The 19804-nt window shown below is 62.5% G+C and carries 17 protein-coding genes; 9 read left to right on the forward strand and 8 right to left on the reverse strand.

The genetic code is table 11. The features are described from left to right. Positions 1 to 68: 68 nt before the first annotated feature. The 4 genes from KHO33_RS31385 to recG form a co-directional block, all read right to left on the reverse strand. Positions 69 to 1523, reverse strand: coding sequence for a catalase (locus tag KHO33_RS31385; protein WP_200563815.1), 1455 nt, complete (start codon positions 1521 to 1523; stop codon positions 69 to 71). 70 nt (positions 1524 to 1593) lie between these two features. Further along, entirely contained in the window at positions 1594 to 1743 is a 150-nt protein-coding gene (locus tag KHO33_RS31390) for a hypothetical protein (protein ID WP_200563817.1), read from the reverse strand. A 183-nt stretch (positions 1744 to 1926) separates the two neighbouring features. Then, positions 1927 to 2886, reverse strand: coding sequence for a hydrogen peroxide-inducible genes activator (locus KHO33_RS31395; RefSeq protein ID WP_054037761.1), 960 nt, complete (start codon positions 2884 to 2886; stop codon positions 1927 to 1929). A 124-nt stretch (positions 2887 to 3010) separates the two neighbouring features. Beyond that, a complete protein-coding gene (gene recG / locus KHO33_RS31400; protein ID WP_200563818.1) occupies positions 3011 to 5317 on the reverse strand; it encodes an ATP-dependent DNA helicase RecG in 2307 nt (768 codons plus the stop codon). 148 nt (positions 5318 to 5465) lie between these two features. On the opposite strand from recG, the gene queA reads away from it, so the two are divergent. From queA to secF, 5 genes are all read left to right on the forward strand, one after another. Then, entirely contained in the window at positions 5466 to 6524 is a 1059-nt protein-coding gene (gene queA, locus KHO33_RS31405; RefSeq protein ID WP_200563820.1) for a tRNA preQ1(34) S-adenosylmethionine ribosyltransferase-isomerase QueA, read from the forward strand. A gap of 86 nt (positions 6525 to 6610) precedes the next feature. After that, positions 6611 to 7816 carry a tRNA guanosine(34) transglycosylase Tgt gene (tgt, locus tag KHO33_RS31410; protein WP_054037755.1) on the forward strand — a complete coding sequence of 402 codons (1206 nt, stop codon included), beginning with the start codon at positions 6611 to 6613 and terminating at the stop codon, positions 7814 to 7816. Between the two features lie 205 nt (positions 7817 to 8021). Beyond that, positions 8022 to 8351, forward strand: coding sequence for a preprotein translocase subunit YajC (yajC, locus tag KHO33_RS31415; protein ID WP_007179286.1), 330 nt, complete (start codon positions 8022 to 8024; stop codon positions 8349 to 8351). Positions 8352 to 8469: 118 nt separating this feature from the next. Further along, positions 8470 to 10518 carry a protein translocase subunit SecD gene (secD, locus tag KHO33_RS31420; RefSeq protein WP_054037753.1) on the forward strand — a complete coding sequence of 683 codons (2049 nt, stop codon included), beginning with the start codon at positions 8470 to 8472 and terminating at the stop codon, positions 10516 to 10518. 18 nt (positions 10519 to 10536) lie between these two features. Continuing rightward, positions 10537 to 11487, forward strand: coding sequence for a protein translocase subunit SecF (gene secF / locus KHO33_RS31425; protein ID WP_054037751.1), 951 nt, complete (start codon positions 10537 to 10539; stop codon positions 11485 to 11487). An 89-nt stretch (positions 11488 to 11576) separates the two neighbouring features. On the opposite strand, the gene KHO33_RS31430 is transcribed toward secF, so the two are convergent. The 4 genes from KHO33_RS31430 to KHO33_RS31445 form a co-directional block, all read right to left on the reverse strand. Next, complete coding sequence (locus KHO33_RS31430; RefSeq protein ID WP_200563822.1) at positions 11577 to 12854, reverse strand: MFS transporter; 1278 nt, start codon at positions 12852 to 12854, stop codon at positions 11577 to 11579. A gap of 290 nt (positions 12855 to 13144) precedes the next feature. Further along, positions 13145 to 13714 carry a YceI family protein gene (locus tag KHO33_RS31435; protein ID WP_200564234.1) on the reverse strand — a complete coding sequence of 190 codons (570 nt, stop codon included), beginning with the start codon at positions 13712 to 13714 and terminating at the stop codon, positions 13145 to 13147. Positions 13715 to 13797: 83 nt separating this feature from the next. After that, the gene (locus tag KHO33_RS31440; RefSeq protein ID WP_054037749.1) at positions 13798 to 14361 is read right to left on the reverse strand and encodes a YceI family protein; all 564 of its coding nucleotides are present in this window, start codon (positions 14359 to 14361) and stop codon (positions 13798 to 13800) included. Between the two features lie 8 nt (positions 14362 to 14369). Continuing rightward, on the reverse strand, positions 14370 to 14930 hold the full coding sequence (locus tag KHO33_RS31445) for a cytochrome b (protein WP_200563824.1): 561 nt from the start codon (positions 14928 to 14930) through the stop codon (positions 14370 to 14372). Between the two features lie 451 nt (positions 14931 to 15381). Here KHO33_RS31445 and KHO33_RS31450 point away from each other — a divergent pair, with 451 nt between their 5' ends. The 4 genes from KHO33_RS31450 to KHO33_RS31465 are packed head-to-tail and all read left to right on the forward strand — an operon-like array spanning position 15382 to position 19159. After that, positions 15382 to 16137, forward strand: coding sequence for a paraquat-inducible protein A (locus KHO33_RS31450; protein WP_054037745.1), 756 nt, complete (start codon positions 15382 to 15384; stop codon positions 16135 to 16137). Between the two features lie 7 nt (positions 16138 to 16144). After that, positions 16145 to 16795 carry a paraquat-inducible protein A gene (locus tag KHO33_RS31455; RefSeq protein ID WP_054037743.1) on the forward strand — a complete coding sequence of 217 codons (651 nt, stop codon included), beginning with the start codon at positions 16145 to 16147 and terminating at the stop codon, positions 16793 to 16795. Next, a complete protein-coding gene (locus tag KHO33_RS31460) occupies positions 16788 to 18446 on the forward strand; it encodes a PqiB family protein (protein ID WP_200563826.1) in 1659 nt (552 codons plus the stop codon). Before KHO33_RS31455 ends, KHO33_RS31460 begins: the two co-directional genes overlap by 8 nt. Continuing rightward, a complete protein-coding gene (locus tag KHO33_RS31465) occupies positions 18443 to 19159 on the forward strand; it encodes a PqiC family protein (protein WP_200563828.1) in 717 nt (238 codons plus the stop codon). The genes KHO33_RS31460 and KHO33_RS31465 overlap by 4 nt, the downstream gene beginning before the upstream one ends. Positions 19160 to 19804 lie beyond the last annotated feature (645 nt).

Genomic DNA, 19804 nt, shown 5'->3' on the forward strand with positions numbered 1-19804 from the left:
TCGATTCGTATCAATACCGGCGGGGCGCCGATGCGCCCCGTCCTGCTACATCAACTCACTTCAACTGCTCACTTCTTGCCGCCTTCGGCAAGTTCGGCCAACGCGGCGATCACGCCTTGCGCATAAGCCGGATCGGCGCGACGGAAATGTTCGATCTGACGCGCGACGATCTCTTGCGGCACACCGTTGATATGGCGTGCGATGTTGCCGAACAGCCGCTGACGCTGCGCCGCATCGAAAAGTGCAAACAGCATGCCCGGCTGCGTGTAGTAGTCCTCGTCCTCGCGATGCTCGTAACGATCGACCGTCCCCGCTGCGAGCGGCGGCTCCGCCGCGTTGCTGTCCTGCGCGAAGTCGCCGAAGCGATTCGGCTCGTAATTCACGTTGCCGCCGAGGTTGCCATCCGTGCGCATCGCACCGTCGCGATGGAACGAATGGTGGACCGGGCAGCGCGGCGCATTCACCGGAATCTGATGGTGATTGATCCCGAGGCGATAACGCTGCGTGTCGCCATATGAGAACAAACGGCCTTGCAACAGACGGTCCGGCGAGAAGCCGATACCCGGCACCACGTTGGCGGGTGTGAACGCGGCCTGCTCCACATCCGCGAAATAGTTCGCCGCGTTGCGATTCAGTTCGATCGTGCCGACGTCGATCAACGGGTAGTCCTTTTGCGACCACACCTTCGTGATGTCGAACGGATTGAAGCGATAGTTCGCGGCTTCCGCTTCCGGCATCACCTGAATCGCAAAACGCCATTTCGGGAAGTTGCCTGCGTCGATGCTCGTGAGCAGATCCTGTTGCGCGCTTTCACGGTTCTGTGCGACTACTTGTGCCGCTTCGGCATCGGTAAAGTTCTCAATACCTTGCATCGACTTGAAATGGAACTTCACCCAGAAACGCTCGTTGTTCGCGTTGATGAACGAGTACGTGTGCGAGCCGAAGCCATGCATCTGGCGGAAGTTCTGCGGAATGCCGCGATCGCTCATCAGGATGGTGACCTGATGCAACGACTCCGGATGACGCGACCAGAAATCCCATGCCGCGATATTGCTGCGCATGTTGGTGTACGGGTCGCGTTTTTGCGTGTGGATGAAGTCCGGAAATTTCAGCGGATCGCGGATGAAGAACACCGGCGTGTTGTTGCCGACTACGTCCCAGTTGCCTTCTTCCGTGTAGAACTTGATCGAGAAACCGCGCACGTCGCGTTCCGCGTCGGCGGCGCCGCGTTCGCCCGCCACCGTCGAGAAGCGCATGAAGAGCGGCGTGTCCTTGCCGACCTCGGCGAACACCTTCGCCTTCGTGAAACGCGAGATGTCCTGCGTGACTTTCAGCGTGCCGAATGCGCCCGAACCTTTGGCGTGAACGCGGCGTTCGGGAATCACTTCGCGGTCGAAGTGAGCGAGTTTTTCGAGCAGCCAGACGTCTTGCAGGACGACCGGACCGCGCGCGCCGGCGGTCATCGAGTTCTGGTTGTCGGCGATGGGTGCGCCGGCTGCATTGGTGAGCTTACGTTCGGACATGCGGTACTCCTGAGTGGCTTTGATCGGAAACGGAATGCGGGGAGAGGTGCGGCGCGCTGATGCCTACGGCTTATGCGGACAGGGCCCGATCGACCAGCAAGGACAACGCAACCGTGCCCATGCCGCGCACCGACGCGGCGAACGTGCCGGTGCTGCCGGTGGTCATGCGGGCGGGTTGAGCGAGGACAGTTGGGGCTTGCTGCGAGTTCGGCTGCGTCATGATTTCCTCCGGGTCTGATGGGATCGGGCGATCCATGGAGGAAACTATAACAATGCTATCGAATTAACGTGTTTGATTAATTATATCTATTCGATAGGGAATTCGACAATCGGCGCCTTGAGTGCCGCCGGACCGGCCGCAGAGAGTGTGCGGCCGGTCCGGCGTGGGCGCGGGTATAGCCGGTCAGTTGACGGCGACAGGCAGATCGAGCTTTTTGACGCCCGTCAGATCGCAGGCGTTGATGGCGTCGCAGATGGCGTCGATCGCGGGCGTCCGCGTGAAGCTCTTGCGCCACGCAAGCACCACACGGCGATCCGGCACAGGTTCGTCGAAGGCGACATAGCTGAGCAGACCCGCGTCGATACCGCCGGCGTGCGGCTTGACCTCCTGCACCGACATGCGCGGCAGCACGGTAATGCCGACACCGCTCGCCACCATATGGCGGATGGTTTCCAGCGACGAACCTTCGAAGGTCTTCTGGATGCCGTCCGCGTTCTGCGAGAAACGCATCAGTTCCGGGCAGACGCCCAGCACATGGTCGCGGAAGCAGTGGCCGCTGCCGAGCAGCAGCATGGTTTCCTGCTTCAGATCCTCGGCGTCGATCTTCGCGCGGTTTTCCCACGCGTGACCGGAGGGCAGTGCGACGACAAACGGCTCGTCATAGAGCGGACGTTGCATGAGACCCGTTTCCGGGAACGGCAGCGCCATGATGGCGACGTCGATTTCGCCCTGCTTGAGCAGTTCGATCAGCTTGACCGTGTAATTTTCCTGCAGCATCAGCGGCATCTGCGGGACGCGCTTGATCATCTGTTTGACGAGCGTAGGCAGCAGATACGGCCCAATCGTATAGATGACGCCGAGCCGCAACGGCCCGACCAGCGGGTCTTTGCCCTGTTTCGCGATCTCCTTGATGGCGAGCGTTTGTTCGAGGACGCGCTGCGCCTGCGTGACAATCTGTTCGCCGATCGGCGTGACACTGACTTCGCTGGTGCCGCGCTCGAAGATCTGTACGTTGAGCTCGTCTTCGAGCTTTTTGATGGCCACCGACAGGGTCGGCTGGCTAACGAAACACGCTTCGGCGGCCCGGCCGAAGTGCCGTTCGCGGGCAACCGCGACGATGTATTTCAATTCGGTGAGCGTCATTGGGGGACCAATCAGTGCGATGAGTTCGATAGGTTCTAGTTATACACCTATAGGGTCGGTTCGCCAACTTTTTGGTCCTTTGCCGGCCTGGCTGACGAGCGTATCTGCCGTCAAGGACGCTTCCTCAAGCCTTCAGATACTGCTCCCGCGCCCCGAGCCAGCGGGCCAGATGCTGCAACACCACCTCCGGATACTTTTCGAGCAAAGCCGCGGCGGCCTCTCTGGCCGGCTCGATGAGCCACTGGTCATTCTGGAGATCGGCAAACCTCAACATGGCCGCGCCGGACTGCCGGGCGCCCAGAAACTCTCCCGGACCGCGAATCTCGAGGTCGCGCCGGGCGATTTCGAAGCCGTCGGTCGTCTCGCGCATAGTCTGCAAGCGCGCCCGCGCCGTCATCGAGAGTGGACCGGTATAGAGCAACACGCAGACCGAAGCCGCACTCCCACGCCCCACCCGCCCGCGCAACTGATGCAACTGCGCGAGGCCGAACCGCTCGGCATGTTCGATCACCATCAGCGACGCATTCGGCACATCGACACCCACTTCGATCACCGTCGTCGCCACCAGAAGCTGCACTTCGTTGCGCGTGAATGCATCCATCACTGCGGCCTTCTCCGCCGGCGCAAGGCGTCCGTGCACCAGCCCGACGTTCAACTCGGGCAACGCGGCCACTAGCGTCTCGTAGGTCTCCACCGCGGTCTGCAACTGCAAGGTCTCGCTTTCCTCGATCAACGGACACACCCAGTACACCTGGCGCCCCGTCAATGCAGCCTCGCGCACGCGGCCGATCACCTCTTCGCGCCGCGCATCGGAAACGAGCTTGGTCAGAATCGGCGTGCGTCCAGGCGGCAATTCGTCGATGGTCGAGACGTCGAGGTCGGCGTAATAGGTCATCGCCAGCGTGCGCGGAATCGGCGTCGCCGACATCATCAATTGGTGCGGCTGGAAATCGCTCGCCCCGTCGGCGGCGTTCTGCGCCTTGGCGCGCAAGGCGAGGCGCTGGGCCACGCCGAAGCGATGCTGTTCGTCGACGATCACCAACCCCAGCCGCGCGAACTCGACTGCGTCCTGGATGATCGCGTGCGTGCCGATGACGAGCTGCGCAGTACCAAGCGCCGCTGCTTCAATCGCAGCGCGCTTTTCCTTCGCCTTCAGACTGCCGGCGAGCCACGCGACGCTTACGCCGAGCGGCTCCAGCCAGCCGCGCAATTTGCGCGCGTGCTGTTCGGCGAGAATTTCGGTCGGCGCCATCAGCGCGGCCTGATAGCCGGCGTCGATCGCCTGTGCCGCTGCCAGCGCGGCCACGATCGTCTTACCACTGCCGACGTCACCCTGCAGCAAGCGCTGCATCGGATGAGGCTGCGTCAAATCGAGCGCGATCTCGCCGCCCACGCGCTCCTGCGCCGCCGTCAGTGAAAACGGCAGCGCCTTCAGCAAACGCGCCACCAGCGCCGCTTCGTCGCCCAGCTTGCGGCGCGGCATGGCCGGCGCCGCACGGGTGCGGCGCTCGTCATGGGCGCGCTTCAACGACATCTGCTGCGCCAGCAATTCTTCGAACTTGATCCGCACCCACGCCGGATGCGTGCCATCCATCAGCGCGTTTTCATCGGCTTGCACGCCCGGGTGATGCAGCGTGCGCACCGCCTCCATCAGCGCCGGCACGCCGAGCGGCTGCAAATAAGCTTGCGCGATCGGCTCGGGCAACAACTCCGGCAACGAGGTGCGCGACAACGCGTTGTCGATCGATTTGCGCAGATACGCCTGGGTCACGCCCGCAGTGCTCGGATAGACCGGCGTCAGCGCTTGCGGCAGCGGCGTGTCTTCGTCGACCACGCGCACTGCCGGGTGCACCATCTCCATGCCGAAGAAACCGCCACGTACGTCGCCGCGCACGCGTAGCCGCGCGCCGATTGCCATCTGCTTGACCTGCGAACCGTAGAAATTCAGAAAGCGGAGCACGAGTTCGTCGCCGGCGTCGTCGCGCAGTTTCACCAGCAGTTGGCGGCGCGGGCGATAGGCGATCTCGTTGTCGAACACCACGCCTTCGGTCTGCGAGATGCCACCCGGCAGCAAATGCCCGATCGGTGTCAGCGAGGTCTCGTCTTCGTAGCGCATCGGCAGGTGCAACACCAGATCGATGTCGCGCGTGAGACCGAGTTTGGCGAGCTTGTCGACGGGTTTGGCCGCGGGCTTGGCGCCGGCTTCGGCTGCAGGCTTCCTGGCGGCTTTGCCCGCGGATTTGCCGGCAGGCTTGTCGCCGAATGGGTCAACCATTTCGCCTTCACGCGCGGCGTTGTCGCTCTCCGGCGCGACGCCACCGCCAAGGTCGTTCTGATCGGCCGCCGCTGCTTTGCCCCGCGAGACGCGGCGCTTCGGCTCGGCGCTCACTTCATCGGTAGCGGAGGGCAATCGGCGTTCGGACAAAGGCATGGGTTGCTTCGCAAGTACAATATCGGCTGTCAAAGGTGTCGCCGCCAAGCAGCACGCGGGCTCGCGGGCCGCTCCGGCGTCCCGCAATCATAGCCGCCCGGCTCCGGCTTCGGCTCAATTCAGTCCCAATTCGCTTCCAGTCGTCCGCATGTTTACGCTTTCCGATTTCGATTTCGATCTGCCGCCCGAGCTGATCGCGCAAGTCGCGCTGCCCGAGCGCAGCGCCAGCCGTCTGCTTGAAGTGGCCCACACGGCCGACGCGAGCGACGCCGCGCACCTGATCGACCGCCGCTTCGCCGAGTTGCCCGAGTGCATCGCGCCTGGCGATCTACTGGTCTTCAACGATACCAAAGTCCTGAAGGCACGCTTCCTCGGCCAGAAGGCCAGTGGCGGCAAGATTGAAGTGCTGGTAGAGCGCCTCACGGGCGAGCGCACCGCGCTCGCGCAGATCCGCGCGAGCAAGAGCCCGCAGCCGGGCACCACGATTCGTCTCGCCGACGCGTTCGACGTGACAGTCGGCGAACGCGTCGAGCCGTTCTACACGCTGCATTTCCCGGACGACTGTCTCACGCTGATCGAGCAATTCGGCCGCCTGCCACTGCCGCCGTACATCGAGCACGACCCCGACGCGACCGACGAAACCCGCTATCAGACGGTGTTTGCGCAAAACCCGGGCGCGGTGGCCGCACCCACTGCCGGCCTGCATTTCGACGACGCACTGCTCGCGCGACTCGACGCTCGCGGCGTGGAGCGCGCGACGCTGACGCTGCACGTCGGCGCGGGCACCTTCCAGCCGGTGCGGGTGGAGAATCTGGCCGAGCACAAGATGCACAGCGAGTGGTATCACCTGCCGCAATCGCTCGCCGACAAGATCGCGGCGACGCGTGCGCGCGGCAACCGCGTGATCGCCGTGGGCACGACGTCGATGCGCGCGCTCGAAGCCGCCGCGCGCGATGCTGAAGCCGCCGGACGCCCGCTCGGCGCGGCCAGCACGGAAACCGACATCTTCATCACGCCGGGCTATAAATTCCGCGTGGTTGACCGGCTGGTGACCAATTTCCATTTGCCGAAGTCGACATTGCTGATGCTGGTGTCGGCTTTCGCGGGCGTAGAAACGATTCGCGAGGCTTACCGCCACGCGATCGAACAGCGTTACCGCTTCTTTAGCTATGGCGACGCGATGCTGCTCACGCGCCGCGACGCTTGAACCGTTTTTTTACCCAGCCGCCGTGGCCTACCCGGCGGCGTTCATCATTTGCGCCGGACTGTTCTCCGGTAGCACAGGAGTCCCCCATGACCGACGGTCATACCCACGATACAAGCGGTACCTGCACTACCTGCGCGAGCCACGGCGAGCGCCCTGACAACGGCCTCAAATTCGAACTGCTCGGCACTGACGGCCAGGCACGCCGCGGCCGCGTTACGCTGAATCACGGCGTGGTCGAAACGCCGATCTTCATGCCGGTCGGCACCTACGGCACGGTGAAGGCGGTCCAGCCGCGCGAGCTCGAAGAAATGCACGCGCAGATCATCCTCGGCAACACCTTCCACCTGTGGCTGCGCCCGGGCCTGGAGACGATCGAGGCGCACGGCGGCCTGCACGGCTTCATGGGCTGGAAGAAGCCGATCCTGACGGATTCGGGTGGTTTTCAGGTATTTTCGCTTGGTGATCTGCGCAAGATCACAGAAGATGGCGTCACGTTCGCGTCACCCATCAACGGCGACAAGCTCTTCCTGTCGCCGGAAGTGTCGATGCAGATCCAGAAGGTGCTGAACTCGGACATCGTCATGCAGTTCGACGAATGCACGCCCTACGCGACCAACAACGTGCCGACTTCGCATCAGGAAGCCGCCGATTCGATGCGCATGTCGATGCGCTGGGCCAAGCGCTCGATCAACGAATTCAACCGCCTCGGCAATCCGAACGCGTTGTTCGGCATCGTCCAGGGCGGCATGTTCGAAGACCTGCGCGACGAATCGCTGGCGGGTCTCGCTGAGATGGATTTCCACGGTCTCGCGATCGGCGGCCTGTCCGTCGGCGAGCCGAAAGAAGACATGATGCGCGTGCTGAATCACATCGGCCCCAAGCTGCCGGCCGACAAGCCGCACTACCTGATGGGCGTCGGCACGCCCGAAGACCTGGTGGCGGGCGTAGCCGCCGGCGTCGACATGTTCGACTGCGTGATGCCGACCCGCAACGCGCGCAACGGCTGGCTCTTCACCCGTTTCGGCGACATCAAGATCCGCAACGCCGCGCACAAGAACTCGCTGCGCCCGCTCGACGAGCAATGCGGCTGCTACACCTGCCGAAATTTCACACGCGGCTACCTGCATCATCTGCATCGTGTAGGGGAAATCCTCGGTGCGCAATTGAACACGATTCACAACCTGCACTACTACCTCGAATTGATGCAGGAAATGCGCGACGCGATCGACGCAAAACTGTTCGAGCCTTTCCGCAAGCGCTTCCACGAGGACCGCGCGCGCGGCATCGATTAGCCGGCATTTGGGAATCAGCTGACGAATTTGCCGGAGGAATCCGCTTGCGTCGCGCGGAAAACCTTACAATTAACTTTCGCGCACGGCAAAAAGGCTTTAAACGGTTGATCGGAAAGCCGATTCGCCGCGCCGACCCCTGTCAGGCCAGTGGTAGAATAACCGGCTGATTTTTTTGATCGTTTTGATTTATAACGGAGAGACCAACGTGTCGTTCATTTCCAATGCCTTTGCCCAAGGCACAGCAACAGGTGGCATTGAATCGAACCTGATGAGCTTCCTGCCGCTGATCCTGATGTTCGGCGTGCTGTACTTCATCATGATTCGCCCGCAAATGAAGCGCCAGAAGGAACACCGCAACATGCTCGCCGCCATGGCCAAGGGCGACGAAGTGGTGACGAATGGCGGCATCGTCGGCAAGGTGACCAAGGTGGGTGAAGCTTACGTCGGCGTCGAAATCTCGGAAGGCACGGAAATCACCGTGCAAAAAGCGTCGGTCACGACGATTCTCCCGAAGGGCACGATCAAGTCGCTGTAAGGCCTGCTCTCTCGCGTCCGGCGCGGCCTCGCCAGCAGTTCTCGCAGCACAACGCTGAACTGCCCGCGCTCATCGCCGGACGCATCGCTTCCAAGCCAACCTTCCCGTTGGACCACTCATGAATCGCTACCCCCTCTGGAAATACGCCGTGATGCTGGTGGCTCTGGTCATCGGCCTCGTGTACACGCTGCCCAATCTGTTCGGCGAAGCGCCGGCGGTGCAGGTGTCGAGCGGCAAGGCAACGGTCAAGCTCGACTCGACCACGCTGTCGGCAGTCGAAACGGCGCTTGCCGCCAATCAGATCAAGCCTGACGAAGTCACGTTCGACAACTCGTCGACCAACGCGAACATCCGCGTGCGCCTGCTGGACACCGACACGCAATTGCGCGTGAAGGATCTGCTGCAGAAGTCGCTGAACAGCGACCCGACCGACCCGCAATTCATCGTCGCACTGAACCTGCAAAGCGCGTCGCCGCGCTGGCTGACCGCCCTGCATGCGCTGCCGATGTACCTCGGTCTGGACTTGCGCGGTGGCGTGCACTTCCTGCTGCAGGTCGACATGGCCGGCGCGCTCAACAAGAAGCTCGACTCCGACGCTTCGGATGCACGCACCATGCTGCGTGACAACAACATCCGCGACGGCGGCGTGAACCGCGTCAACCAGACGGTGGTGATCAATTTCGCCGACCAGGCCACGGCAGACGCGGCATCCAAGCAACTGGGCCGCGGCATCAGCGAACTCCAGTGGGCCTCGCAAGCGAACCCGGACGGCGGTGTGCAACTGGTCGGCACGTTCACGCCGGCGGTGCAGAAAGCCGTGCAGGACGCCGCGCTCAAGCAGAACATCACCACGCTGCATAACCGCGTGAACGAACTCGGCGTGGCCGAGCCGGTGATCCAGCAGCAAGGCTCGGACCGTATCGTCGTCGAACTGCCGGGTGTGCAGGACACGGCGAAGGCCAAGGACATCATCGGCCGTACGGCAACGCTCGAAGCGCGCCTCGCCGACCCGGTCAACACGCATCCGAATCCGTCCGATCCGGTGCCGCCGGGTGACGAATTGTTCACCCAAGGCAACCAGACGCCGGTGCTGCTGCGCAAGCAGATCATCTTCACGGGTGACCGCATTATCGACGCGTCGGCAGGCTTCGACGAACATCAGCGTCCGTCCGTGAACATCCGCCTCGACTCGGCCGGTGGCCGCGCGGTGCGCAGTGTCTCGCGCGACAACATCGGCAAGCCGATGGCCATGGTGCTGTTCGAAAAGGGCAAGGGCGAAGTGCTGACGGTGGCGACCATCCAGTCGGAACTGGGCGACCGCTTCCAGATCACTGGCCAAGCCACGCCGCAAGGCGCCGCCGACCTCGCGCTGCTGCTGCGCGCCGGTTCGCTGGCAGCGCCGATGGACATCATCGAAGAACGCACGATCGGCCCGAGCCTCGGCGCGGACAACATCCAGAAGGGCTTCCACTCGGTGGTGTGGGGCTTCGTGGCAATCGCCGTCTTCATGATCGCGTACTACATGCTGTTCGGCGTGATCTCGATGATCGGCCTGTCGGTCAACCTGTTGCTGCTGATCGCCGTGCTGTCCATGTTGCAGGCCACGCTCACCTTGCCGGGTATCGCCGCTATCGCGCTCGCGCTCGGTATGGCGATCGACGCGAACGTGCTGATCAATGAGCGCGTGCGCGAAGAACTGCGCCACGGCGCGCCGCCGCAACTGGCGATCCAGAACGGCTACGCGCATGCATGGGCGACGATTCTCGACTCGAACGTCACCACGCTGATCGCCGGCCTCGCGCTGCTCGCCTTCGGCTCCGGCCCGGTGCGTGGCTTTGCGATGGTCCACTGTATCGGCATCCTGACCTCGATGTTCTCGGCGGTGTTCTTCTCGCGTGGCCTCGTGAACCTCTGGTACGGCGGCAAGAAGAAGCTCAAGTCGCTGGCCATTGGCCAGGTGTGGCGTCCGCAACCGGAAGGTATCGACGGTGCCGCCGCTTACCTCGGCAACGAAGATGCCGCGACCGACACAGCACGAGCCGTCGCTGCGGCAAGCGCCAAGCCCAAGGCCAAAGCTGCGGCCCAGGCGCGTGCCAAGCCGACTGTGCGCCGTCGCGACGCGTCGGGTTCGTCGAACACGCCGCAGAAACCGGGTTCATCCCGCTGAGCCCCGGAGAACAAGACCATGGAATTTTTCCGTTTTCGCAAAGACATTCCGTTCATGCGGCATGCGTTGATTTTCAACGTAATCTCGCTGCTGACGTTCGTCGCTGCTGTGTTTTTCCTGCTGCATCGCGGGCTGCATCTGTCGGTGGAATTCACCGGCGGTACCGTCGTCGAAGTGCAGTATCCGGGCGCCGCGCCGCTCGATCCGGTGCGCAGCACGCTCGGCAAGCTCGGTTATGCCGACGCTCAGGTGCAGAACTTCGGCACCTCGCGCGATGTGCTGATCCGTCTGCCGCTCAAGCAGGGCTACACGTCGGCTCAACAGAGCGACCAGGTGATGGGCGCGCTGAAGGCCGACACGCCGGAAGTGCAATTGCAGCGTGTCGAATTCGTCGGCCCGCAGGTCGGCAAGGAACTCGCTACCGACGGCCTGCTTGCGCTGGCCTGTGTGGTGGTCGGCATCGTGATCTACCTGTCGTTCCGCTTTGAGTGGAAATATGCAGTAGCCGGCGTGATCGCTAACTTGCACGACGTGATCATCATTCTCGGCTTCTTCGCGTTCTTCCAGTGGGAGTTCTCGCTGTCGGTACTGGCCGCGGTGCTCGCGGTGCTCGGCTACTCGGTGAACGAATCCGTCGTTATCTTCGACCGGATTCGTGAAACCTTCCGCCGCGAACGCAAGATGACCGTGATCGAGGTGATCAACCACGCGATTACCAGCACCATGTCGCGCACGATCATCACGCACGGCTGTACGCAGATGATGGTGCTGTCGATGTTCCTGTTCGGCGGTCCAACGCTGCACTACTTCGCTCTGGCGCTGACGGTCGGTATTCTGTTCGGTATCTACTCGTCGGTGTTCGTCGCCGCGGCGCTCGCCATGTGGCTCGGCGTGAAGCGTGAAGATCTGGTGAAGGACAAGAAGGAACGCGTCGATCCGGACGATCCAAACGCAGGCGCGCAAGTTTGAGCTTGCTGTAGTCAGACCTCGCAATAAGAAAGGCCGGTTCTCTCGAACCGGCCTTTTGCGTTTACCGCGTTTATCGCCTTTGCCGAGCGTTAGCGAAACCCGAGCTTACGCCGCGCCGCCATCAGCGCCACCAGGCTCACGACCGCGGCAAATATCATGTAGTAGCTCGGCGCCGCCTTCGACCCCGTGAAGCTGATCAGCCACGCGATGATGAACGGTCCAAAGCCGCCGAAGATCGTCACGGCGATGTTATAGGCCAGCGACATGCCCGTCGTACGCGTCTGCACCGGGAACATCTCCGAGAGCAAACCCGGCAGCGCCGCAAAGTAGCCCGTCATCAGAAAGCCGAACACCACCTGCAGCGCGATCAGCGTGCCGAAGGTCGGATGCGCGACCAGATACACGAACGCCGGATTGATCAGCACGAGCAGCAACAGCGCCGAGATCAGCATGATCGTGGTGCGCCCGTGGCGGTCCGACAGATGACCGACCAGCGGCGAGAACACCATCTGGATCACGCCGGTCAGCGCAATCGCCGCGAACGCGACCGAAGGCGCCAGCCCCAACTGCTTCACGCCATATGTCGGCATGAACAGCACCAGATAGGTCGACACAGTACCGAGCACTACCACGCCAATCGCAATCACGAGGCGCAGTTTCTGGCTCGTGAACGTGTCGCGCAGCGGCGTCGTGGTGGTTTCCGCCGCGAGAAACTCAGGCGTTTCGTCGAGCTTGGTGCGGATGTACCACGCGACCGGTCCGATCAGGAGACCAAAGAAGAACGGTACGCGCCAGCCCCACGAGGCCATCTGCTCGGGCGACAGCTTGCCGGTCAACAACACGCCGAAGCCGGCCGCGAGCAGCGTGGTGAGCCCCTGGCTCGCGACCTGCCAGCTTGCGAAGAAACCGCGCCGCCCCGGTACGTGTTCCGCGAGAAAAGCCGTGGCGCTGCCGAACTCGCCGCCGGCCGAAAAGCCTTGCATCAAACGCGCGACCACGAGAATCACGGGCGCGGCAATGCCGATGCTCTGATACGTCGGCAGAAGCGCGATGATCAGCGTGCCGCACATCATCAGCAGGATCGACAGCGTGAGCGCCGCTTTGCGTCCGGCGCGGTCGGCGTAAGCGCCGATCACGATCGCGCCGAGCGGCCGCATGAAGAACGACACGCCGAAGGTGCCGAGCGTCAGCAGCAGCGAGATCGTGTCGTTACCCGCCGGGAAAAACAGCTTCGCGATGGTGACCGCGAAAAAGCCGTACACCACCAGATCGAACCATTCCAGCGCATTACCGATCGAGGCGGCGACCACCGCGCGCCACGAATTCCGCCGGCTCCCCGCCAGACTTGCCGCTGTCGTTGTATTCATGCAGATCTCCAATGCGCGCGAAATATTGTTAACGTAGGTCTTACGCTGGATCTTGCCGAACTGGGTGCGCGCACAACCAATGCGGTGTCAGCGCTCTATGTACCTGAAAAATTAAAACGGCGCGAGCGGCAAATCGCTCGCGGCCATTGCACAAGGCTTCCGGCGTTTCAGACAGGCAATAAAAAACCGCTTCATCGCAAAAGCGAACGAAGCGGTTTTTTTGTTGCGGCGCAACGGCCGCGCCATAAGTGGCTTTGAATACGAGCCGGCTAAGATGCTCGTTAAAGCGCTTATTGCTTGATGCCTTCGGCCTGGATATGCAGCTTGGTGTCCATGCTGAAGCCGTACTTCGCGCCGAAATCCATGCCGTAATCATTGCGGTTGAAATGCGCACTCGCTTCCACGCCGCACACTTCCCGCTTGAGCACCGGATGCTGCATGCACTTGAACGAGTCGATCGTCAGATTCAGCGGCTTGGTCACGCCATGCATCGTCAGGCTGCCGATCACCTGGACCGGCTTGTCGCCGTCGAACTTGATATCGGTACCCTTGTAGGTCACCGACGGATACTTCGTCACATCGAAGAAGGCGTCCGTCTTCAGATGCTCGTCGAGCTTGGTGTTGCCGGTTTCGACCGAAGCCGGGTCGACCGTGACGTCCACCGTGCCGGTCTTCGCTGCGCGGTCGAGCGTGACCGTGCCGGAGCTCTTGGTGAACTTGCCGCGCCACACTGAGAGGCCGCCGAGGTGATCCGCTTCAAAGCTCGGATACGTGTGGGTCGGGTCGAGCTGATAGGTATCGGCTGCAGCAAACGCGCCGAGCGAGAAAGAAGAAGCCAGTGCGCCGACAGCGATCAACAGGGATGTTTTCAATTCATGCTCCTTATGGTTCCGGAATTCCTGACTCGAAGGAAATCGGCCGCGCCCGGAGAGCGCGGCGAACGTCACTTGTGTGCTGCAACGATATGAAACTTGATCACCACGTCATCGGCCACCACCGAGGTGTCTTTCCATTCTCCGGTGCCGATGTCGAATTGCGAGCGCTTGATCGGTAGCGAGCCGTCGAACGTCTGGTTCGCGCCCTGCTGGGTGACCGTGACCGGCACCACGACGGTCTGCGATTTACCCTTGATGGTCAGCTTGCCGGTGACCTTGAACTGGTTGCCGCCGGCCGGGGCGATCGCGCTCGACACGAAGGTTGCAGTCGGATACGTCTTCGCGTCGAACCAGTCCTTGCCGCGCACCTGGTCGTTGTAGCTTTCGTCGCCGAGATCGTAACTGGCCACGTCGATGCTGAATTGCGCAGTGCCGTCGGCCGGTTTTGCCGGGTCGAACTTGACTTGCGCGGTGAACTTGCCGAACTTGCCTTCCACCGGCACGTTCATCTGCTTCGAGGTTGCCGTCACCGAACTCTTCGTGACGTCGACCTGGGCCAGCGCACTGCCGGCCGCGGTCAGCGAGGCCGCAGCGAACGCGGCGAGCATGTAGCGATAAAACGAAACTTTCATGGTTATCCTTATTTGATGAAAGGGAGCATGCGCGACAGCAGGCCGTCGCGGTCCAACCATTGATGCTTGAGCGCCGCAGCAACATGCAGCGCGACCAGCACGAGCAACGTGTAATTCAGCGCGATATGCACGTTCTTCAGCAACTCCTTGAGATGCGGGTCCGGTGCGATCAGGCGCGGCAGCGGAATCAGGCCGAGGTACACCACCGGGATGTTGGCTGCCGAGCTATACAGATAGCCGGAAGCGGGAATCACGATCATCAGCGCGTAGAGCAACAGATGCGTGAGATGCGCGGCGCCGCGCTGCCAGCCCGGCATGCGGCGCGGCATCGGCGGGGCCGCATGGGTGGCGCGCCACAGAATGCGCAGCACGGCGAGCGCGAACACCGTCACGCCGATCCATTTGTGCCAGGAGAAGTAGCGCAGCTTGGTGGGCGTGAAGCCAGGGATGTCGGTCATCACCCAACCAAGCGCGAAGCCGCACACGATCAGCAGCGCGATCAGCCAGTGAAGGGCAATGGCAGTCCGCGTGTATGACTCCCGGCCACCGAAAGAAGGATTGAGTGCCATGACAGGTCAACGCAAGCTAAGAGAGGTAAACGGCGCAGCCGGCTCTGCTATTCCACGCCGGCAATGCATGCTGCATCGTGCGACGCGACAGAAAAACATGGCGGCTGCGGCACACGCCAAGGCCGCCATGCTACCGCAAGCGGAAAAAGCTGGCAGTGTCGGCCAGAGTTAGCGCTTTAGCGCTTACTCTGGTCCCATGCAGAGCCCAGACCCGGAAAGTTTTCCCGCATGCAGAACGGTATTGAACAATTAGGGACGGACGGTGTCAGAGGTAAGCGCTTTTGTGTAAGACTATTCCCGATTCCAAAGCCGCCTGGTTGAGCGGTTGCGCCGGGTGCAATGGCCCGCCCCTCGGTGAAGCGCGTTTGGTACTATTGCTCCACGCTTTCTGCAGCCCTGCCCTGAAACGGGTATTGCACGCCTCCCATCACGTCGTTAGCCCTTCTGCCGTATGGACCATGACAACCTGATCGCGTGCCATGAATGCGATACGCTGTTCCGCAAGCCCCGGCTTGTCGGGCGGGTGGTCGCGCGCTGTCCGCGCTGCGGCGCGACGCTCTATCGCGGCGTCTCCCGCAAGCTCGACAGCATCTGTGCGATGACGCTGGCCGCGTTGATCACCTTCGTCATCGCTCAAGCCTTCCCGATCGTCGAACTCGATGCCAACGGCATCACCTCGCAAACCACGCTGTTCGGCGCGCTCGTCGCGTTATGGGGCGAGGACATGCAGATCGTCGCGGTCATGGTGTTCTGCTCGACCATCCTGTTTCCGCTGACCGAGCTGGTCGCGCTGCTCTATGTGCTGATCCCGCTGCGCTCGGGCTACGTGCCACCCGCCTTCAACCGTGTGTTGCGCGCCATTCAATTCGTGCGGCCGTGGGGCATGATCGAAGTGTTCATGCTCGGCGTGCTGATCACCATCGTGAAGATGGTGAGTCTCGCGCGCGTGATTCCGGAAGCGGCGCTATTCGCGTTCGGCGTGCTGACGCTGATGATCGCAGTGGTCGTCACGTTCGATCCGCGCGTGCTGTGGGATCTCGCCGACGAAATGGGCGAACGCGGTCAGCGGCCGTTGCCGCGTACTTCCGCGGACAGCGCGGCGGCTGCCGTCAGTTCGGTCGCCGGGCCGCCCGCGCCACCGGAAGTGCAAGGCGGGTCGCAATCCGCCCTACCGCCGGGCGCTCCGCCGGCCCCGCATCAGGGATGAGCGCACGATGAAATACATCACCGCGAAGCGCGCGGGCCTCGTCTCCTGCCATGCATGCGGACGCGTCGAGCCGCGCATCCGCTCCGTCACGACGCAGCACTGCAGCCGTTGCGGCGCGGTGCTGCACCGGCGCCATCCCGACAGCCTGATGCGCACGTGGGCGCTGCTGATCGCCGCCGCCTTGCTGTATATTCCCGCGAATCTGCTGCCGGTGATGCATACCTCGTCGCTGCTCGGTTCGGAAGACGACACCATCATGAGCGGTGTCGTGTACTTCTGGACCTCGGGCGACTGGCCTCTGGCCGTGATCGTGTTCATCGCCAGCATCATGGTGCCGATGCTCAAGCTCAGCGTGCTGGTGCTGCTCACGGCCACCGCGCAGCGCCGCTCGCGCTGGCGGCCGGAGCAACGCACCACGTTATACCGGATGGTCGAACGGATCGGGCGCTGGTCGATGCTCGACGTGTTCGTCGTCACGCTGACCGTCGCGCTGGTCCGTTTCAAGTCGCTTGCTGTGATCACGGCCGGCCCGGGCGCGATCGCCTTCGGCTCGGTGGTGATTCTGACGATGATGGCATCCATGCAATTCGATCCACGGCTCATCTGGGACAACGTGGAAGGCAGTACTCCCAAACCTCAGGACCTCGACCATGACTAGCCCGCAAGGACCGACGCCCGCCTCCGATGCGCCGCGCAACGATTCGAACGGACCCAAGCTGCCGCCCCAACTGCCAGACCCCGACATCGAGCCGAAGAGCCGCTGGCTGCCCTCGCTCGTCTGGGTGATTCCGCTGATCGCCGCGCTGATCGGCCTCGCGCTCGTGATCAAGTCGGTGACCGAAAGAGGCCCGACGATCACGATCACGTTCACCAGCGCCGAAGGCCTCGAGCCCGGCAAGACCAAGGTCAAGTACAAGGACGTCGATGTCGGCTCGGTGAAGACCATCACGCTCTCGAAAGATCTCTCGCACGTTCTGGTTCAGGTGCAGCTCACCAAGGAAGGCGAAGACTTCGCGGTCAAGGATTCGCGCTTCTGGGTGGTGCGCCCTCGCGTCGGCGCGAGCGGCGTGTCGGGGCTGACCACGCTGCTCTCGGGTGCGTACATCGGCGCGGACGCCGGCCATTCACCGGACACCGAGAAGAACTTCGTCGGCCTCGAAACGCCGCCGCCTATTACGGGCGACCAGAAGGGCCACCAGTTCGTTCTGCACGGCGACTCGCTCGGCTCGATCGACATCGGCTCGCCGATTTTCTACCGGCGCGTGCAGGTCGGCCAGGTGGTCGGCTTCTCGCTCGACAAGGATGGCACCGGCGTAACGATGCAGGTATTCGTGTCGGCGCCGTTCGACCAGTACGTCGGCACCAACTCGCGCTGGTGGCATGCGAGCGGCGTCGATCTGCGGCTCGACTCGAGCGGCTTCAAGCTGAATACGCAGTCGCTTGCGACGGTAATCGTCGGCGGCTTGTCGTTCCAGTCGCCGCCGGGCCAGGGCGTGGGCGCGCAGGCGCCGAACAACATGACGTTCCGCCTCGGCTCGGATGAACAGGACGCGATGCGCGAACCGGACGGCGTGCCGTTGCGCGTGGTGATGAACTTTAATCAGTCGCTGCGTGGGTTGTCGGTCGGCGCGACGGTCGACTTCCGCGGCATCGTGCTGGGCCAGGTGACCAACATCGGCATCGACTACGATCCGAAGACGCGCAGCTTCACGATGCCGGTGACGATGAACCTGTACCCGGACCGCCTCGGCAAGCGTTTCCGCGAAACCGCGCCGACACCGGGCAGCCTCGCGGGTCAAACCTTGCTGCAACAACTCGTCAAGCATGGTCTGCGCGGCCAGTTGCGCACCGGCAATCTGATTACGAGCCAGTTGTACGTGGCGCTCGATATCTTCCCGAAAGCGCCGCCGGCCACGGTTGACGTCACGGGCGATCCGCTCGAGTTGCCGACCATTCCGAACTCGCTCGACGAACTGCAGGTGCAGGTTGCCGACATTGCGAAGAAGCTCGACAAGGTACCGTTCGACCAGATCGGTTCGAACCTGAACAGCGCGTTGAAGAACGCCGACCAACTGTTCACGCGACTCGACAAGGAAGTCGTGCCGGAGGCGCGCGACACCCTGGCTGCCGCGAAGCAGACCTTCGGTTCGGCCGAGGCGACGTTGCAGCAGGACTCGCCGTTGCAGTCGGATGTTCATCAGGCGTTGCAGGAACTGACGCGCACGTTGCAGTCGCTGAATGCGTTGTCGGATTATCTGGAGCGTCATCCGGAATCGCTGTTGCGCGGTAAATCAGGAGATAAACCATGATGTTTGCCCGGCTCCCCCGCCCGCCGCGCGGGCTCGTGCGCGGCGCTGTTTATGTCGGCGCTCTGGCCGGACTGGTGGCGATAGCGGCGTGTTCGTCGCCGAGCAGCCGCTTCTATACGCTCGGCGCTGATGGCGCGGCTGTCGGCTCCACGGCGCCGGTTAGCGCCAGGACTTCCGCTGCGCCGGCGTGGCTGATCGAAGTCGCGCCGATCGATGTGCCGCCGCAGGTGGCGAAGAATCAGCTTGTGGTGCAGACAGGGCCGACGCAGGTCCAGGTGCTCGAGCAGGAGCGTTGGGCTTCGCTGCCGGGTGACGAGATTCGCCGGGCTTTGTCGACCAGTCTGACGCAGCAGTTGGGCACGATCGATGTGTATGGCACCGCGTATCCGGATACGACGCCGGTGTACCGGGTCAGCATGAATGTGCAGCGATTCGAGTCATGGCCGGGGTCGCATGCGTTGATCGATGCGGTCTGGAGTGTTAGGGCTGTACGTGGTACTGGGGTGATGACCTGTCGGAGTGTCGTGAGTGAGCCGGTTAGCGGCGGCTACGATGCACTTGTTAATGGGCATCGCGTTGCGTTGCAGCGGATTGCTGTGCAAGTAGCTGCTGCTGTGCAGATGATGGCGGCTGTGGCGCCTAAGGGTGGTTCTGCTGGGAAGGGGGCTGCTGTTGCTGTGCCGGCGTGTCCTTCTGCTGTTGTGAGTAGCTGAGAGGGTTTTTTGCCTGCGCGGCGCTTTTGTCCGTGTTCTTAGCGCTTTGGCCTCTCCTTGTTTTGTTAGTGGTCTATTAGCGTTGCCCTTGTGCGGGGGGGCACCTACTTTTCTTTGCCGCCGCAAAGAAAAGTAGGCAAAAGAAAGCGGCTAGAAGCCCCTGCTAAGCGGGTCCCGCAGCTCACTCAGGGTAGTGGTGCGACTGGAATCTGGGTTCGTGCCACTACATGCTCTTGTGACAAGGGCGTCATACTTCCGGCGGCGCTGCGCGCGCCGAAGAGTCATTCATAAAACCGATCGCTACGTTTTCACGTTCGCGCCTCGCCATCGGGTTTCCGGGGTGAGTGCAGAGGCGCCTCGCCGAGGCGAAGCCGACGGCTCCCACGGCCCTCAACCGAAGCAGGAGGTTTCCCATGCAGACCCGTCCGCGACGCACGCAGTGCCGAGTGGGAGCTGATGACTCCTTTGTCACTAACGCTGAATGTGCGAGAACACGGATTCCAGTCGCACCACTACCCCTGGCAAACCACGAGACCCGCTTAGCAGGGGCTTCTAGCCGCTTTCTTTTGCCTACTTGTATATTCCCTCCTGTGGCGCCGACCCGATCAGTTGTCGCCACATGGACAGTCAGCTCGTCTGCCTAAA

The sequence above is a fragment of the Paraburkholderia nemoris genome (genome assembly GCF_905221015.1).
Lineage (GTDB): Bacteria > Pseudomonadota > Gammaproteobacteria > Burkholderiales > Burkholderiaceae > Paraburkholderia > Paraburkholderia nemoris.